We start from the raw sequence: 15,832 nt of genomic DNA, 5'->3' as shown, positions 1-15,832 counted from the left end.
TGACCCCCCACCCCCCACACGCCCGCAGATTCACGGAAAGAGTGGCTGTCCGCGCCCGGATGGCCACTCTTTCCGTGAAACAGGGCGCGGGGTGCGGGGTGGGGCGCGACGGGGGTTTTCATGATCCGCGACGCTCTTTTGTTCGGATGGACAAAAGTTTCCGTCAGATGAGCCGAAGCTATGGACACCTGACCCGGAACGCTCCTACTGTGTCGGACACAACACATCGCCGCTGCGTCGATGTGACCGAATCCGATGCGGAGGTGACTGCCGGTGCGGACGGTCGACCCCCTGCACGTGCGGCTCCTGCGGGTGCTCCGGGACGAGGGCCCGGTCTCCCGCGCCGAGCTGGGCGACCGGCTCCAGATGCCCCGCCCACGGCTGCTCGCCGAGCTGCAACGGCTGGTCGCCCTCGGCTACGTGGCCGAGGCCGGGCTGGCCGCCTCCCGGGGCGGTCGCCGCTCCACCCTGGTCGAGCTGAGCCCGCGCCTCCGGTTCGCCGCCGTCGACCTCGGCGCCAGCTCGATCGACGTCGAGGTGGTCAACGGTCGGCTGGAGCCGGTCACCGCGTACGCCGAACCGGCCGACATCCGCTCCGGCCCCAAGGTGACCCTGCACCGGGTCAACGACCTGCTGCACAAGGCCAGGGCGGACGGCGCGTACGAGCGGCTCGACGCGATCGGCATCGGCGTGCCGGGGCCGGTGAGCTTCCGTGACGGCGTGCCGGTCTCCCCGCCGATCATGCCGGGCTGGGACCGCTTCCCGGTCCGCGAGCTGCTCACCCGCGAGCACGGCTGCCCGGCCGTGGTGGACAACGACGTCAACATCATGGCCATCGGCGAGCGGCACGGCGGTGTCGCACACCCGATCGACGACTTCCTCTTCATCAAGATCGGCACGGGCATCGGCTGCGGCATCTACCTGCACGGCGAGGTCTACCGGGGCACCGACGGCTGTGCCGGCGACATCGGCCACATCCAGGTCGACCCGAACGGGCCGATGTGCTCCTGCGGAAACGTCGGCTGCCTGGAGGCGGTGTTCAGCGGCGCGGCACTGGCCCGGGAGGCGACCGCCGCGGCCCGCGCCGAGGCGTCGCCGGCCCTGGTCGAGCGCCTCGCCGCCCGGGGCTCGGTGACCGCGCTCGACGTGGCACAGGGGGCGACCGAGGGGGACGTCGCCTGCATCCAGCTCATCCGCGACGGTGGCCGGCGGGTCGGCAGCGTGCTGGCCGGGCTGGTCAGCTTCACCAACCCGTCGATGATCGTGATCGGCGGCGGGCTCGCCCAGCTCGGCCACATCCTGCTCGCCGAGATCCGCAGCGTGGTCTACCGCCGCTCGCTGCCGCTGGCCACCGGCAACCTGCCGGTCGTCCTCTCCGAGCTGGGCCCACGCGCCGGCGTCGCCGGCGCGGCCGTGCTCGCCAGCGACGTCGCGTTCGGCGAACCGGCATGAGCGAACGCACCGAGCGGAGCGAGGGCCGTGAGGGCATGCCCGGCCAGTCCCACATGAGCCCGTCCGAGGAGGTCCAGGTGAGCGCGAAGGACGACGCCGGCTCGGGCGAGGTGGTGCTGCGCCTCACCGACGTGGTCAAGACGTTCCCCGGCGTACGCGCGCTCGACGGCGTGCAGCTTGAGGTGCGGGCCGGCGAGGTGCACTGCCTGCTGGGGCAGAACGGCGCCGGCAAGTCCACCCTGATCAAGGTGCTCGCCGGGGTGCACCGGCCGGACTCCGGCGAGGTGGTGTGGCGGGGCGGGCCGGCCGCGTTCGCCAACCCGCAGGCCGCCATGCGCGCCGGCATCGCCACCATCTACCAGGAACTCGACCTGGTCGACGACCTGTCGGTGGCGGAGAACGCGTTCCTCGGTCACGAGCCGCGCCGACTCGGTTTCGTCCGGCGCGGGCAGATGGCCCGGCGTACCCGGCAGATCCTGGCCCGGCTCGGTCACCCGGAGATCCCGCCCGGTCGGTTGGTCCGGCACCTGCCGGCGGCCGGGAAGCAGATCGTCAGCATGGCCCGGGCGCTGTCGCACGAGGCCCGCCTGATCATCATGGACGAGCCGAGCGCGGTGCTGGCCCACGACGAGGTGGGCAACCTGTTCCGGATCATCCGGGAACTCACCGCGCAGGGCATCGCGGTCATCTACATCTCGCACCGGCTGGAGGAGATCCGCGAGATCGGCGACCGGGTCACCGTACTCAAGGACGGCCGGACCACGGTGGCGAGCCTGCCGGCGCGCGACACCCCGACCCGCGACCTGGTCGCCCGGATGACCGGGCGGACCATCGAGTACGTCTTCCCGCGGCGCCCGCCCGACGACGGGGGCGGCGCGGAACTGCTGCGGGTGGACGGGCTGACCCGGCACGGCGAGTTCGCCGACGTGTCGCTCGGCGTCCGGGCCGGGGAGATCGTCGGCATCGCCGGGCTGGTCGGGTCCGGCCGCTCGGAGCTGCTGGAGACGATCTTCGGGGCCCGCCGGGCGCACGCCGGGACGGTCCGGCTGGCCGGGAAGGCGCTGCGCCCCGGCAGCGTGGGCGCGGCGGTGCGGGCCGGCATGGGCATGGCGCCGGAGGAGCGAAAGAGCCAGGCGTTGCTGCTCGGCGAGCCGATCTACCGCAATGTCACGCTCGCCACCTTCGGCCGGTACGCCCGTCTCGGCTTAACCGACGCCGGGCGGGAACGGGCCGAGGCGGACCGGATCGCCGCCTCGCTGGAGTTGCGGCCGGCGGACGTACGCCGGCCGGTGCGCACGCTGTCCGGCGGCAACCAGCAGAAGGTGGTGGTCGGGCGGTGGCTGCTCGGGGACACCCGGCTGCTGCTGCTCGACGAGCCGACCCGGGGCGTGGACGTGGGCGCGCGGGCCGAGCTGTACCAGGTCATCCGCGACCTGGCCGCCCGGGGCGTCGGGGTGCTGCTGGTCTCCAGCGAGGTGCCCGAGGTGCTCGGCCTGGCCGACCGGGTGCTGGTGATGCGGGAGGGCCGGGTGGTCCGGGTGGCCCCGGCCGGCGAACTCGACGAGAACACCGTGCTCGACCTCGTCATGGCGGGGTCCCTCATGGAAGGCGCACCGGCATGAGCGATACCGACACCACGCTCCCCGCGCAGTCGCCACCTGTGGACCGGGCGGAGACCGCGAAGGCCGACGCGGCGGCCCGGCTCTCCTGGTGGCGCGGCGACGGCGGGGAGGGCGTCAAGCGCAACCTCGGGCTGCTGGCCACGCTCGTGGTGCTCGTGGTCATCGGCATCCTGACCCGCCCCGACCTCTACGGCGACCCGACCTGGGTGTGGGGCAACACGCTCACCATCCTCAAGCTCGCCTCGGTGGTCGGCGTGGTCACCGTCGGCATGACCTTCGTGATCATCGGCGGTGGCATCGACCTGTCGGTCGGCGCGATCGTGGCGCTGGCCGGGGTCTGGTGCACCACTGTCGCCACCCAGAGCTACGGCGCCGGCGGCATGATCTTCACCGCGCTCACCGTCGGGCTGGCCGTCGGCGTGGTCAACGGGCTGCTCATCTCGTACGGGCGGCTGGTGCCGTTCATCGCCACGCTCGCCATGCTGGTGGCCGCCCGGGGCCTGGCCGCGGAGATCTCCGACAAGCAGACCCAGGTCTCCACCAGCTCGTTCATCAACGGCATCGCCACCGCGAAGGTGCTCGGCATCCCGCTGCTCGTCTACATCCTGGTCGCCGTGGTGGCGGCCGGGTGGGTGCTGCTCAACCGGACCACGTTCGGCCGCCGCACGGTGGCGGTCGGCGGCAACCCGGAGGCGGCCCGGCTCGCCGGCATCGACGTCCGCCGGCACACCGTGCTGCTCTACGCGCTCTCCGGCCTGTGCTGCGGCATCGCCGCGGTCATGCTGACCGCGCAGGCCACCTCCGCCCAGGCGGCGATGGCCAACCTCTACGAGCTGGACGCGATCGCCGCCGCGATCATCGGCGGCACGCTGCTCAGCGGCGGGCGGGGCACCATCATCGGCTCCCTGCTCGGGGTGATCATCTTCTCCACGATCACCAATCTCTTCGCCATCAACAACCTCTCCGCCGAGGCCCAGAACATGGTCAAGGGCGGCATCATCGTCGCCGCCGTCCTGGTCCAGCAGGTGCAGTTCCGCAGCCTGACCCAGTTCCTCGCCCGCAACCGGGCCACCACCACCTGACCCCACCGCGCCGCCAGGCCGCCGTCCCCCGACGGTGGCCCGGCCCGCCACACCCGAAAACCACCCCCACCACCTTCATCCAGGAGGTCGTCATGACTAGTGACCTGTCACGCCGCCGGCTGCTCTTCGGCGGGGCCGCAGTCTCCGCCGGGGTGCTGCTCGCCGGCTGTACGAGCAACGAGCAGTCCCCGACCGAGGCGCAGACCAAGGCCGCCGCGAACGACGGCAACGCCGAGCCCGGCAAGAAGGTGACGATCGGCTTCTCCGCCCCGGCCGCCGACCACGGCTGGATCGCCGCCATCACCAACAACGCCAAGGCGCAGGCCGGGGCGTACGACGACGTGGAGTTGAAGTCGGTGGAGGCCGGCGCGGACGCGGCGGCCCAGCGGGCGGCGCTGTCCACGCTGATCTCCCAGAAGCCGGACGTGATCGTGCTGCTACCGCACGACGGCAAGGAACTCAACGCGTTCGGCCTGGAGGCGATGAAGGCCGGCATCCCGGTGGTCAACCTGGACCGGGCGTTCCCGGACGCGCGGGCCTACCGGTTGCAGATCAAGGGCGACAACTACGGCATGGGGGTGGCCGCCGCCACGTACATCGCCGAGCAGCTCAAGGCCAAGGGCGTGAGCAACCCGGTGATCGGCGAGATCCCCGGCATCGAGTCGCTGGAGCTGACCCAGGAACGGTCCAAGGGCTTCTCCGACACGCTCGCGTCGTACGGGCTGAAGGTGGCCAACCGGCGTCCGGCCGAGTTCACCGTGGACTCCGGTCAGCAGGCCGCGACCGGGCTGTTCCAGGCCCTGCCGAAGATCGACGCGGTCTGGAACCACGACGACGACCAGGGCATCGGCGTACTGGCCGCGGTCAACCAGGCCAACCGCAAGGAGTTCTTCATGGTCGGCGGCGCCGGCTCGAAGAAGGCCATGGAGGACATCGCGGCCGACAACACGGTGCTCAAGGCGACAGTCACCTACAGCCCGTCGATGGCCTCCTCGGCCATCACCCTGGCCCGCCTGATCGGGCAGGGAAAGGGCATGTCCGACCTGGTGGAACTCCAGGTACCGAAGGAAATCGTGCTCGCCTCCGAGACGATCACCAAGCAGAACTCGGGCGACTACCTCAAGCTCGGGTTCTAACACAAGGGGGGAGACCGGGTTGTCCAGTCATGACAGGATCCTGCGGGTCGGCATGGTCGGCTACGCGTTCATGGGCGCCGCGCACTCGCAGGCGTGGCGCACCGTGAACCGGGTGTTCGACCTGCCGGCGCGGGTGCGGATGTCGCTCGTCTGCGGCCGGGACGAGCCGAAGGTGGCCGACGCCGCCGACCGGCTCGGCTGGGACGGGTACACCACGGACTGGCGGCGGCTCGTCGAGTCCGACGAGATCGACGTGGTCGACATCTGCACGCCGGGGGACAGTCACGGTGAGATCGCCCTCGCCGCGTTGGCCGCGGGCAAGCACGTGCTGTGCGAGAAGCCGCTGGCGAACACCGTCGCGGAGGCGCGGGAGATGACCGCCGCCGCCGCGCGGGCCCGCGAGTCCGGGGTACGCGCGATGTGCGGCTTCAACTACCGGCGGGTGCCCGCGGTCGCCCTGATGCGGCAGTTCGTCGCCGACGGGCGGCTCGGCGAGATCCGGCACGTCCGGGCGACCTACCTCCAGGACTGGATCGTCGACCCGCAGTTCCCGCTGGTGTGGCGGCTCCAGCAGGAGCGGGCCGGCTCCGGCGCGCTCGGTGACATCGGCGCGCACATCATCGACCTGACCCAGTACGTCACCGGGCAGCAGATCACCGGGGTCAGCGCGCTCACCGAGACGTTCGTCAAGCAGCGGCCGTTGCCGTCGGAGTCGAGCGGTCTGGCCGCGCAGTCCGGCGGCAACGGGCAGGGCACGGGACCGGTCACCGTGGACGACGCCGCGGTCTTCGTGGCCCGGCTCGACGGCGGTGGACTCGCCACGTACGAGGCGACCCGGTTCGCCACCGGCCGCAAGAACGCCCTGCGGGTCGAGATCAACGGCTCCCGCGGCAGCGTCGCGTTCGACCTGGAACGCCTCAACGAACTGGAGTTCCTGGACGCCACCCGGCCCGCCGCCGAGCAGGGCTTCAGCCGCATCCTGGTGACCGAGCCGGAGCACCCGTACCTGGCGGCGTGGTGGCCGCCCGGCCACATCATCGGCTACGAGCACTCCTTCACCCACCAGATGCGCGACTTCGTCGAGGCGGTCGCCACCGGCGTCGACCCGACGCCGTCCTTCGCCGACGCGTTGCAGGTGCAGCAGGTGCTGGACGCGGTTTCGCGGTCCGCCGCCGCCTCCGCCTGGGCCGAGGTCGAGAAGGAGGGGGCCCCGCTTAACGCCTCCGGTATAGGAAGGGGCCCCGCTTAACGTCGGGCGCCGGCGCTCACCCGCAAAACGGAACCCCCATCACACGACTTGGGAGAAGGACAATGGCGCGACCCATCACGCTCTTCACCGGCCAGTGGGCCGATCTTCCGTTCGACGAGGTCTGCCGGCTCGCCGCCGAGTGGGGGTACGACGGCCTGGAGATCGCCTGCTGGGGTGACCACTTCGAGGTCGACCGGGCGCTCGCCGACGACTCGTACGTCGAACGCAGGCGGGAGACGCTCGCCAAGCACAACCTCCAGGTCTTCACCATCTCCAACCACCTGGTCGGGCAGGCGGTCTGCGACCACCCGATCGACGAGCGGCACCAGGACATCCTGCCGGCGCGGATCTGGGGCGACGGCGAGCCGGAGGGGGTACGCCGCCGCGCCGCCGAGGAGATGAAGGACACCGCGCGGGCCGCCGCGAAGCTCGGCGTACGGACCGTGGTCGGCTTCACCGGCTCGTCCATCTGGCACACGCTGGCGATGTTCCCGCCGGTGCCGCCGGCGATGATCGAACGCGGTTACCAGGACTTCGCCGACAGGTGGAACCCGATCCTGGACGTCTTCGACGCCGAGGGCGTGCGCTTCGCGCACGAGGTGCACCCCAGCGAGATCGCGTACGACTACTGGACCACCAAGCGGACCCTGGAGGCGATCGGACACCGGCCGGCGTTCGGGCTGAACTGGGATCCGTCGCACTTCGTCTGGCAGGAACTGGACCCGGTCAACTTCATCCTCGACTTCGCCGACCGGATCTACCACGTGGACTGCAAGGACGCGAAGGTCCGCACCGGCGACGGTCGGCGTGGCCGGCTCTCCTCCCACCTGCCCTGGGCCGACCTGCGACGTGGTTGGGACTTCGTCTCCACCGGCCACGGCGACGTGCCGTGGGAGGACTGCTTCCGGGCGTTGAACGCGATCGGCTACGACGGCCCGATCTCGATCGAGTGGGAGGACGCCGGCATGGACCGCCTGGTCGGCGCGCCGGAGGCGCTCCAGTTCGTCCGCCGCCTGGCCTTCGACGCCCCGACCGCCGCGTTCGACGCCGCCTTCAGCACCACCCGCGACTGACGTAGACAGTCTCCCGGCCCGTCGCCGTCGTCCCCGGTGCCGGCGTACGGGCCGGGCCGCAGCTCGGCGCTGTGCTGCTCGGCCAGCATCGCCGGGTCGGGCTCGACCGCGGTGACGGGCCGTCCCCGTCGTCGTCCCGCTGGCATGTCGCAGGTCTGCCGCTGTCGTCGGTAGGTCCGCTGTCGTCGGCCGGTTGGTTGGTCGGCCGGTTGGTTGGTTGGTCGTTGGTCGGTCCGCCGCAGGCCGGTCGGTCGTGGTCAGGAACCGACCCGACCACCAGCCTCGGCCGGGGAATCACTTCTCCGCGCCTACAAACTTGATGACGTGAACGAGTCGCCACCCGGAGCGGTTGGGCATCACGTAACCGGCCGACCCCGGGCCTTTCCGTCGGCCCCGCCACCGACGTATGTCCGATGCTTTCCCCGACGAGCGTGAGGGGGGCGGGCCCGGCCTGGGAGATCGCGGTGGCTCGGTTTGCCGTCCGCGAGGCGGGGTGGAATGTCGAGGCCGGCGAGCCACGCCTGCACCGCCATGGGTGTCGAACGAGCCGTGTGACCCGTGGCCTTGCACCGGCGGCCTGGCCGCTGCGGCACAGCCGGCCGGAGACCTGCCCGATCCATTCGCGTCATCAAGTTTGTAGGAACCCCGGACCGAACTATGCCCGGTGCCGCACTGCGCTGCGGAGACCGTCGCGCCGGAGAACGGGCCGCACCTGCGTACGGAAGCGGGCCGGTCACCCGAAGGTGATCGGCCCGCTGTCCGCTGATGTCAGAGGGTGCTGCTCGTGCCGTTGGGCTTGGTGCTCGTGCCGGTCGTGGTCGAGCCGGTCGACCCCGTACCGCTGGTGCCGGCCTTGCTGCCGACGGCGGCCGGCGTGCCGGCGAACGGCTTGTCGGCCTCGGTCAGCCCCGACTTGCTGCCGTTGCCGGTGGAGATCTTCTCGCCGATCTTGCTCTGCCCGAGCTTGTCCTTGCCCTCGGAGTAGAGCCGGGTCGCCTGTGCCTGCGCGACGCCGGCCGCCTCCTGGACGGTCGGGTGGTCGAGCACCTTGCGCCCGCGCACCACCAGCTCTTCGTACTTCTCTCGGCCGGCACGGGCGCCCAGGACGAATCCCGCAGCCAGCCCGCCAAGAAACATGATCTTTCCGCGCATGGCGGCTCCTTCCGTACCTGACTCTGTTGACCGCTAACTACCCATCCTGCTCTCCGCTCATACCTGCCTGCGCCCAGATGACGATTTGTCCCGATTCTGAGGGCCCGACAACCCACTGGCGCGCCACCCCCCGATGTCCTGTATTCTTTTCTCCGTCGCACGGCGCGGAGAGATCGTCGCCCGGGCGGTGCACGGTCCCCTGTAGCTCAATTGGCAGAGCAGCCGGCTGTTAACCGGCAGGTTATTGGTTCGAGTCCAATCGGGGGAGCTTCGCTCCACACCACGCCCGTCGGCCACGCCGACGGGCGTTTCTCGTTGCCGGTACGCGTACGGCCGCCCGGTTTCCGCCCGCGAACGCCGCTTCGACCGGCAGGATGGTCCACGTCGACTTAGACTCCCGCTGCGTCGATCCACGCGTCGATTCGAGGGTGGTGAGGATGGCCGCAGGACGCACCCGTTCGACCGCGACACTGATCGCGGTGGCAGTGGTGCTCGGCTGGCTTGTCGTCGGCGGGATCGCCGGTCCCTACGCCGGCAAACTCGGTGATGTCGCCACCAACGACAACGCCTCCTTCCTCCCGGCCGACGCCGAGGCCACCCGCGCCCAGGACCTCTCCGCCGGCTTCGTCGACCGGGAGACCACCCCGGCCCTCGTGGTCTACGAACGCGCCGGCGGCATCACCCCGGCCGACCAGCAGCGCATCCAGGGCGACGCCGCCCGCTTCGCCCAGGTGCCCGGCGTGGTCGCCCCACTGCCGCCACCCGTGGTCAGCCAGGACAAACAGGCCGCCCAGGTGATCGTGCCGATCGACAGCGCCGAGGGCGAACAGATCCGCGCCGTCGTCGACGAACTGCGGACCATCGCCGGCCCCGACCGCGACGGGCTCACCGTCGACGTGGCCGGCCCGGCCGGACTGCTCGGCGACCTGATCGAGGTGTTCTCCGCGATCGACGGACCGCTGCTGCTGGTCACCCTGGTCGTGGTGCTGATCATCCTGCTGATCGTCTACCGCAGCCCGGTGCTCTGGGTCTTCCCGCTGCTGGCCGCCGGGATGTCCTACTCGCTTGCCGCCGTCTTCGTCTACCAACTCGCGAAGCACGACGTGGTCAAGCTCAACGGGCAGGCGCAGGGCATCCTCACCGTGCTCGTGTTCGGCGCCGGCACCGACTACGCGCTGCTGCTCATCGCCCGCTACCGGGAGGAACTGCACCGACACGAACGCCCCTGGGACGCGATGAAGGCCGCCTGGAAGGGCGCCGCCCCGGCGATCTTCGCGTCCGGCGCCACGGTCATCGTCAGCCTGCTCTGCCTGCTGCTGTCCAGCCTCAACTCCAACCGGGCGCTCGGCCCGATCAGCGCTGTCGGCATCGCCGCCACGCTGCTGGTGATGCTGACCTTCCTGCCCGCCCTGCTGGTGCTCGGCGGCCGGTGGGCGTTCTGGCCCCGGCGACCCCGGCACGACGACGCCGACCCGCGCACCGAGCACGGCATCTGGGGGCGCATCGCCGGCTTCGTGGCGCGCCGCGCGCGTACCGTCTGGATCGTCACCGCGGTGGTCCTGGCCGCGCTCGCGATCGGGGTGACCCAACTCGGCGCCACCACCCTCGGCCAGTCCCAACTGTTCACCCAGCGCACCGACTCGGTGGCCGGCCAGGAGGTCATCGACAGGCACTTCCCGGCCGGCACCGGCAGCCCGGCCACCATCTTCACCGCGCAGGCCACCGCGCAGCGCGTCGCCCAGGTGGCGCAGGGCGTCAAGGGCGTCGACTCGGTGGCGCCGCTCGGCCAGCGGGGCGAACTGGCGCCACCCGACCCGAACGCGCCGCCGAAGGTCGTCGACGGCCGGGTGCAACTCAACGTCACACTCGCCGACCCACCCGACAGCAACGGCGCCGAACAGGCCATCCGCGACCTGCGCGAGGCGGTGCACGCGGTGCCCGGCGCGAACGCCGTGGTCGGCGGCTTCACCGCCATCAACGTGGACACCGCCGACGCGTCCGTCCGCGACCGCAACGTCATCATCCCGGTGGTGCTGCTTGTCATCGCGGTCATCCTGGCGCTGCTGCTGCGCGCCCTGGTGGCCCCGGTGCTGCTGATCGCCACCGTGGTGCTGTCGTTCCTGGCCACGCTCGGCCTCTGCGCGCTGCTGTTCAAGTACGTCTTCGACTTCCCCGGCGTCGACCAGTCCTTCCCGCTGTTCGCGTTCGTGTTCCTGGTCGCGCTCGGCATCGACTACAACATCTTCCTGATGAGCCGGGTCCGCGAGGAATCGGTGCGACGCGGCACCCGGGCCGGGGTGCTCGCCGGCCTGGCCGTCACCGGTGGCGTCATCACCTCCGCCGGCATCGTGCTCGCCGCCACGTTCTCCGCGCTCGCCGTACTGCCGCTCGTGGTGCTCGTCGAGTTGGGCGTGGCGGTCGCCGCCGGGGTGCTGCTCGACACCATCGTGGTCCGCTCGCTGCTGGTGCCCGCGCTCGCGTACGACATCGGGCCGAAGGTCTGGTGGCCGGGCCGGTTGTCGCGGTCCCACCGCGAGGGCGACCGCGCCGGGGCGGGGGTGGACCGTGCCTGACAGCGACGTGGTCATCGTCGGCGGCGGCCTGGCCGGCCTCGCCGCCGCGCGGCGGCTGCACCGCGCCGGCGTGCCGTGGCGGCTGCTGGAAGCCGGCGACCGGCTCGGTGGCCGGGTCGCCACCGACGAGGTCGACGGCTTCCTGCTGGACCGCGGCTTCCAGGTCCTCAACACCGCCTACCCCCGACTCGGCGGGCTGCTCGACCTCGACACCCTCGGCCTCGGCTGGTTCACCTCCGGCGTACTGGTGCGCCGCGGCGACCGGCTGGCACGCCTGGTCAACCCGCTGCGCGAACCCACCGGCGCGCCCGGCACGCTCACCGCGGGCGTCGGCTCGCTGCGCGACCGGCTGCGCCTGGCCGCGCTCGCCGGCGGCTGCGCCACCCTGCCCGCCGGTCGGCTGCTCACCGCGCCCGAGACCAGCACCGAGACGGCGCTACGCCGGGCCGGGCTCTCCGACGCGATCATCGAGGAACTGCTCCGGCCGTTCCTGGCCGGTGTGTTGCTCGACCGCGAGCTGGCCACCTCCAGCCACGTGTTCGCGATGATCCTGCGCTCCTTCGCCCGGGGCCGGATCGGCCTGCCCGCACAGGGCATGGGCGCGCTGCCCCGGGCCGTCGCCGCGCCGCTGCCCACCGAACTGATCGCCCTGCACACGCCGGTCACCCAGGTCGCCCCCGGCCGGGTCCGCACCGCGACCGGCGAGATCACCTGCCGCGCCGTCGTGGTCGCCGCGGACCCGCCCGCGGCGGCCACGCTGCTGCCCACGATCGAGCGGGTACGCATGCACGCGTACACCACCTACTACCACCGCACCGAGTCCGCGCCCCTCGACGAGCCGATCCTGCTGCTCGACGGCGACCGGCGGGAACTGGTCACCAACACGGTGGTGCTCAGCCAAGCCGCGCCCACGTACGCGCCGGGCGGCCAACACCTGGTGGCCACCTCCGTGGTCGGCCCGCAGGCACCGCCCGAACCGGTGATCCGACGCGAGCTGGACCGCCTCTACGGCCGCCCCACCGCCGACTGGACCCACCTCACCACCGTCACGGTGCCGGACGCGCTGCCGGCCGCCCCGCCGCCGCAGGGCCGGCTGCGCAAGCCGGTCGCGCTCGGCGACGGCCTGTTCGTGGCCGGCGACCACCGGGACAGCCCGTCCATCCAGGGCGCGTTGGCGAGCGGCTGGCGTACCGCCGGCGCGGTGCTCGACGAACTGCGGGGCTGAACCGGCGCGTCACTGTGCGCTGTTATTCTCGCGTTGCCCATCGTGCTGTCGTGGCGGCGTACGTCGCCGGGTCGGTGGTGGCCGGTGATCGATCGGCAGGTTACGATCCGGCGCGGTAACGGGGCGGTAGCTCAGCGGGTTAGAGCAGGGGACTCATAATCCCTCGGTCGCGGGTTCGAACCCCGCCCGCCCCACCCGAAACGCGCACCCAAGCGGGCCTGGCCAGGCAGCGTTCGGTCAGTTCCGCGGTCATGCCGTGCCGTTGCGAGGGCTTGGCCCAAGTCGGCGAAGGCGCTTGCACTTTTTTCACTTCGCGGGATGATGGTGGTCGGTGCTGACGGACGGGAGGGGTCATGTCCACGGAAGCGATCATGCCGGCTGATGGGGAACATCCCTCGTTGACCGAGCTGGCCAACTTGCTGCATGACGGTGCGGGGGAGTTGGCAGTGCGCCGCGGCGGGGAGCAGGTGGCGGTTCCTGTGTCGATGCGGGATGTGTTGACCAGGATCGCCGATGTGCTTGCCTCTGGCCGTGGCGTGGCGGTCGTGCCGGTCGACCGGGAGTTGACGACGACCGAGGCGGCCGGGTTGCTCGGGGTGTCCCGACCGACGTTGATCAAGTTGCTGGAGGCTGGTGAGATCGGTTACTCGCGGCCGAACTCCTCGCGCCGGATCCCGCTGGAGCAGGTGCTGGCCTACCGGGACCGGCGTGGTCAAGCTCGGCGAGCGATCCTCGACGAGTTGACCGCCGACGCAGTCGAGATGGGCATGTACGGGCAGCCCGCACCGGTCGAGACGGATGACGCGGCCTGAGGCGTGACGACGATCGCGGTCTTGGACGCCAACGTTCTGATCCCCAACGCACTGTGCGACCTCCGGCTGCGGCTGGCCGAGGAGGAGTTGTACCAGCCGCGCTGGTCACCGGCCATTCTTGAAGAGGTTCGACGGCACGTGCCGGTGTCACCGGCGGCGATCGAACGACGGTTCGCGTTCATGAACGCCGCGTTCGAGGACGCGATGGTTACCGGGTATGAGGCGCTGATCGACCAGATGGACAACGATCCGAAGGACCGACATGTGCTGGCCGCGGCGGTAGCCGCCGGAGCAGACTCGATCATCACCTGCAACCTCCGAGACTTCCCGCTTGCCGCCTGCGAACCGCACGGGGTGGTCGCCGAACATCCCGACGTCGTACTGCTGGACATGTGGGCCCGCGAGCCGCGCATCTTGCTGCGGGTCCTTGGCGAGCAGGCGGCCAGTACCGGCCGTCACGGTACGCGGCTGAACGTCCACCAGATCCTCGACTACCTGGCCACCGCCGGAGCGCGCAGGTTCGCCGCAGCGGCTCGGAGTGCGTCGCCTCCGGACGGCGTCCCACCGTTGCCGTGCCCCACGCCCCGGTTACCTCGATCGCGGGATTGCCCGCAGGCGCCGTGGTCCGGCAGCGTGCAAGGGTGAACCGGGTGAAGCACGGTGCCGACGCGCCCGGCCCGACGAAGCGTCGAGCCGGGCGCGTCGATCGAGCTAGGCCACGAAGCGGGACCGGCGCCGGCGTCCGATCACGAAGCCCGCGCCGCCGAGGAGCAGGAGCACCCCGCCGATGCCGGCCACGGTCGCGGTGTCGGTGCCGGTCACGGGCAGCCCGCCGCCCTCGCCGCCGCCGGGAGCGCCCGGGGTCACGGAGGGGGCGGCGGTCGGCACGACTGTCGTCGTGGCGCTCGGCGTGGGAGTGGGCTGAGACGGCGTCGGCGTCGGCGTGGGCGTGGACGCGCAGTCAAGCTCCCGTGCGATGTACAGGCCGTAGTTCAGGTACACCAGGTAGGCATCGATGCTCGGGGCGTCGAGCACCTTCTGCGTGGCCGCCTGAACGTTGGGGCCAGCGTCCGTCAGCGTCCGCACCACCGTGACGCGCAGCGCCACCGACCAGGCGCTGTGCACGCCCGTCTTGAGGAACGTGCGCAGCTCGTCCTCGGAGCCCTTCAGCGCCTTCTGGATGGCGTCCGGCAGAACCGGCAACGACTCGGCGTTCGCCTCGGTCAGGATCTGGGCGGTCAACACACGCAACTCGGTGTTGCTGGCGGTGTCCAGGTCGATGGTGATGAGGTCCCGGATGTCCTTGTAGACCTTGCGCTCGACCGTCTGGCAGGCCGCGTCGAGCCCGGGATGGCCGGTCTGCGCCAAAGCCGGTGCCGCCGGAATCAGCAAGGCCAGCGCCATGAGGACGCCGGCCGGAATCTTCCATCGCATGTGAATCTTCCTCCCCGTTGGACAAACACGGAGATGCTACCGACAGCGGCCGGCGAGCACATTCCCATCGTCAAAATTCGATGCGAGGTTGCCCATGCGATGGCGGCCTACCTCGGGCCTCTTGCTCGGTCGCCCCGCTGCTTCGGATCTCCGGCGGACGGCAGCGGCACCACGCGCTCGTCGTGCACCCTGATCTCTGCGCGGAAGCGGTGGGCGGCCGGATGCCAGATCTCCTCGAACGGCCCCATGACGTTGTCGCCGATGCCGCGGCGACGGACCCGGGCCGCCAGCCACGCGAGGAAAACCAAGACGGTCGTCAGGCAGCCGGCGACCAGCGCGATCGCCAGAAGCTCATCCACCGTTCCAGCCTAGGCCTCGCGGCCTCACGCGTGACGGGGCCGCGCAACCGGGCGCGCGTACGGCATGCTGTTCGCCATGGCGATCCTCGACCCGAAGGCGGACCTGCTCGACTATCTGCGCGGGGCACGTGAAGCGGTGGTGTGGAAGCTCGACGGGCTGAGCGAATACGACGCCCGCCGTCCGCTGACGCCCACCGGGACGAACCTGCTGGGCCTGGTCAAGCACCTGGCCCGCGGCGAGTTCGGATACTTCGGTGAGACCTTCGGACGCCCGAGTGACGCCGTACCGCGATGGCCCGAGGGGGAAGAGTCGTGGGAGGCGTGGGCACTGCCGACGGAGTCGCGCGAATCCATCGTCGATCTCTACCGACGGGCCTGGGCACACGCGGACGCGACGATCGAGGCGTTGCCCCTGGACGCGGTCGGACGGGTGCCGTGGTGGGGCGACGGCGGCGACGTGACGCTGCATCAGATCCTGGTCCATATGACCGCCGAGACCCAACGCCACGCCGGGCATGCCGACATCCTCCGGGAGTTGATCGACGGCACGGTCGGTCTTCTTCCCACGACCACCAACGTCCCGGCGTCCGACGCCGCGACCTGGACCGCGCATCGGGACATGGTGGAGCGGTACGCGCGGGAGGCCGCCAGCCGATGAGGCTC

At 71.2% G+C, this 15,832-nt stretch carries 14 protein-coding genes and 2 tRNA genes; 13 read left to right on the top strand and 3 right to left on the bottom strand.

All coding sequences use genetic code 11. The features are described from left to right. The first annotated feature begins 273 nt into the window (after window positions 1–273). From O7613_RS18400 to O7613_RS18375, 6 genes are all read left to right on the top strand, one after another. Window positions 274–1,452 (top strand): ROK family transcriptional regulator, encoded by a 1,179-nt coding sequence (locus O7613_RS18400; RefSeq protein WP_282289424.1) that lies wholly within the window; start codon window positions 274–276, stop codon window positions 1,450–1,452. A 53-nt stretch (window positions 1,453–1,505) separates the two neighbouring features. Continuing rightward, entirely contained in the window at window positions 1,506–3,074 is a 1,569-nt protein-coding gene (locus O7613_RS18395; protein WP_282294569.1) for a sugar ABC transporter ATP-binding protein, read from the top strand. Further along, on the top strand, window positions 3,071–4,156 hold the full coding sequence (locus O7613_RS18390; RefSeq protein WP_281587183.1) for an ABC transporter permease: 1,086 nt from the start codon (window positions 3,071–3,073) through the stop codon (window positions 4,154–4,156). The genes O7613_RS18395 and O7613_RS18390 overlap by 4 nt, the downstream gene beginning before the upstream one ends. A gap of 92 nt (window positions 4,157–4,248) precedes the next feature. After that, the gene (locus O7613_RS18385; RefSeq protein WP_281587184.1) at window positions 4,249–5,292 is read left to right on the top strand and encodes a substrate-binding domain-containing protein; all 1,044 of its coding nucleotides are present in this window, start codon (window positions 4,249–4,251) and stop codon (window positions 5,290–5,292) included. A gap of 19 nt (window positions 5,293–5,311) precedes the next feature. Continuing rightward, entirely contained in the window at window positions 5,312–6,541 is a 1,230-nt protein-coding gene (locus O7613_RS18380; RefSeq protein WP_282289423.1) for a Gfo/Idh/MocA family oxidoreductase, read from the top strand. A 62-nt stretch (window positions 6,542–6,603) separates the two neighbouring features. After that, complete coding sequence (locus O7613_RS18375; protein ID WP_281587186.1) at window positions 6,604–7,614, top strand: sugar phosphate isomerase/epimerase family protein; 1,011 nt, start codon at window positions 6,604–6,606, stop codon at window positions 7,612–7,614. A 768-nt stretch (window positions 7,615–8,382) separates the two neighbouring features. Here the strand turns inward: O7613_RS18375 and O7613_RS18370 are convergent. Further along, on the bottom strand, window positions 8,383–8,766 hold the full coding sequence (locus O7613_RS18370; protein WP_282289422.1) for a hypothetical protein: 384 nt from the start codon (window positions 8,764–8,766) through the stop codon (window positions 8,383–8,385). 195 nt (window positions 8,767–8,961) lie between these two features. On the opposite strand from O7613_RS18370, the gene O7613_RS18365 reads away from it, so the two are divergent. The 6 genes from O7613_RS18365 to O7613_RS18340 all read left to right on the top strand — a co-directional run bounded on the left by O7613_RS18365 (window position 8,962) and on the right by O7613_RS18340 (window position 14,021). Then, window positions 8,962–9,034: transfer RNA gene (locus tag O7613_RS18365), tRNA-Asn, on the top strand. A 169-nt stretch (window positions 9,035–9,203) separates the two neighbouring features. After that, window positions 9,204–11,339, top strand: coding sequence for an MMPL family transporter (locus O7613_RS18360; protein ID WP_281587188.1), 2,136 nt, complete (start codon window positions 9,204–9,206; stop codon window positions 11,337–11,339). Continuing rightward, a complete protein-coding gene (locus tag O7613_RS18355; RefSeq protein ID WP_282289421.1) occupies window positions 11,332–12,564 on the top strand; it encodes an FAD-dependent oxidoreductase in 1,233 nt (410 codons plus the stop codon). Before O7613_RS18360 ends, O7613_RS18355 begins: the two co-directional genes overlap by 8 nt. A 120-nt stretch (window positions 12,565–12,684) precedes the next feature. After that, window positions 12,685–12,758: transfer RNA gene (locus tag O7613_RS18350), tRNA-Ile, on the top strand. A 159-nt stretch (window positions 12,759–12,917) separates the two neighbouring features. Further along, the gene (locus tag O7613_RS18345) at window positions 12,918–13,376 is read left to right on the top strand and encodes a helix-turn-helix domain-containing protein (RefSeq protein WP_282289420.1); all 459 of its coding nucleotides are present in this window, start codon (window positions 12,918–12,920) and stop codon (window positions 13,374–13,376) included. A gap of 3 nt (window positions 13,377–13,379) precedes the next feature. Next, window positions 13,380–14,021, top strand: a complete 642-nt coding sequence (locus tag O7613_RS18340) for a PIN domain-containing protein (protein ID WP_282289419.1) — start codon at window positions 13,380–13,382, stop codon at window positions 14,019–14,021. Between the two features lie 66 nt (window positions 14,022–14,087). On the opposite strand, the gene O7613_RS18335 is transcribed toward O7613_RS18340, so the two are convergent. Together O7613_RS18335 and O7613_RS18330 are read right to left on the bottom strand one after the other, a co-directional pair. Next, a complete protein-coding gene (locus O7613_RS18335; protein ID WP_282289418.1) occupies window positions 14,088–14,810 on the bottom strand; it encodes an LPXTG cell wall anchor domain-containing protein in 723 nt (240 codons plus the stop codon). Window positions 14,811–14,917: 107 nt separating this feature from the next. Further along, on the bottom strand, window positions 14,918–15,169 hold the full coding sequence (locus tag O7613_RS18330; protein ID WP_281587193.1) for a hypothetical protein: 252 nt from the start codon (window positions 15,167–15,169) through the stop codon (window positions 14,918–14,920). 76 nt (window positions 15,170–15,245) lie between these two features. Between O7613_RS18330 and O7613_RS18325 the strand changes: the two genes are divergently transcribed. Then, window positions 15,246–15,827, top strand: coding sequence for a DinB family protein (locus O7613_RS18325; RefSeq protein WP_282289417.1), 582 nt, complete (start codon window positions 15,246–15,248; stop codon window positions 15,825–15,827). Window positions 15,828–15,832 lie beyond the last annotated feature (5 nt).

It is taken from the genome of Micromonospora sp. WMMD975 (genome assembly GCF_029581215.1).
Lineage (GTDB): Bacteria > Actinomycetota > Actinomycetes > Mycobacteriales > Micromonosporaceae > Micromonospora.
Note: the sequence above shows the minus strand (reverse complement) of the source record. Positions and strands in the feature narration are given on the sequence as shown.

Bases quoted from the DNA above. Each gene is read 5' to 3' on its own strand.
- O7613_RS18395 (WP_282294569.1), top strand. From the start codon at position 1,506: ATGAGCCCGTCCGAGGAGGTCCAGGTGAGCGCGAAGGACGACGCCGGC.
- O7613_RS18390 (WP_281587183.1), top strand. From the start codon at position 3,071: ATGAGCGATACCGACACCACGCTCCCCGCGCAGTCGCCACCTGTGGAC.
- O7613_RS18385 (WP_281587184.1), top strand. From the start codon at position 4,249: ATGACTAGTGACCTGTCACGCCGCCGGCTGCTCTTCGGCGGGGCCGCA.
- O7613_RS18375 (WP_281587186.1), top strand. From the start codon at position 6,604: ATGGCGCGACCCATCACGCTCTTCACCGGCCAGTGGGCCGATCTTCCG.
- O7613_RS18370 (WP_282289422.1), bottom strand. From the start codon at position 8,766: ATGCGCGGAAAGATCATGTTTCTTGGCGGGCTGGCTGCGGGATTCGTC.
- O7613_RS18360 (WP_281587188.1), top strand. From the start codon at position 9,204: ATGGCCGCAGGACGCACCCGTTCGACCGCGACACTGATCGCGGTGGCA.
- O7613_RS18345 (WP_282289420.1), top strand. From the start codon at position 12,918: ATGTCCACGGAAGCGATCATGCCGGCTGATGGGGAACATCCCTCGTTG.
- O7613_RS18335 (WP_282289418.1), bottom strand. From the start codon at position 14,810: ATGCGATGGAAGATTCCGGCCGGCGTCCTCATGGCGCTGGCCTTGCTG.
- O7613_RS18325 (WP_282289417.1), top strand. From the start codon at position 15,246: ATGGCGATCCTCGACCCGAAGGCGGACCTGCTCGACTATCTGCGCGGG.